We start from the raw sequence: 659 nt of genomic DNA, 5'->3' as shown, positions 1-659 counted from the left end.
CAGCTTCCCAGCGGCACTTGAAACTGAAGCGCTACTAAGGCGGGTCAATCAGAGGATAGGAGCATGTTCGACCACATCGGCTTCAACGTCGGGAATTTGGAAAAGTCGCTCGCCTTTTGAAGCGCTTCCAGATCGAAGCGACCTTAATCCGCGTAACAAACTGCCAAAATCCGCTTGGTCCGCCGGCTGACCTTCCAAAAAGGTGTTTGTTTTCAAAAAGTTCATTGTAGCCCTTGATGGCGACGGGTCAAAACAATGGTATGCAGCGATTTCGTGGGATAAAGACCCATTTTTCTGACTTTCCTTCGTATTTCAATTGCTTAGCAGAGACAGATTCGGACTCTTTGACCGTAACCGAAACCGCGCCCCCGACAGGGGGCATGGGGTCGCAAAGGCGATGTGGTCAAGCCGATCTTGCGGCGAGAGGCAACCAGTGTCTGCCCTCCGCGTTGATCACCATATTCAGCCGCGAAGATTCGATGCCGCTCACCGCTTTCGCCTTGAATTGCACACTTAAGATGCCTCGGGACGACGATCAGTCCTCCACCGATCGAATGCTTGCCGAGCTGACCAAGGCCTTGGCGACACATGACGTCGAATGCGAAACGGCGCGTGCGCTCGCCCACAACATCAAGCCGGGCGTGCTCTCCGATATGGGC

The 659-nt window shown here is 54.2% G+C and carries 1 pseudogene; it reads left to right on the top strand.

The annotated features are described in order from the left end of the window. Positions 1-479: 479 nt before the first annotated feature. Positions 480-659 (top strand): annotated as a pseudogene (locus EN852_RS34610) (NADPH-dependent oxidoreductase); the annotation flags it as partial.

It is taken from the genome of Mesorhizobium sp. M2E.F.Ca.ET.209.01.1.1, from assembly GCF_004010375.2.
Taxonomy (GTDB): domain Bacteria; phylum Pseudomonadota; class Alphaproteobacteria; order Rhizobiales; family Rhizobiaceae; genus Mesorhizobium.
The sequence above is the reverse complement of the archived record's forward strand: the minus strand, read 5'-3'. Positions and strand labels throughout refer to the sequence as shown.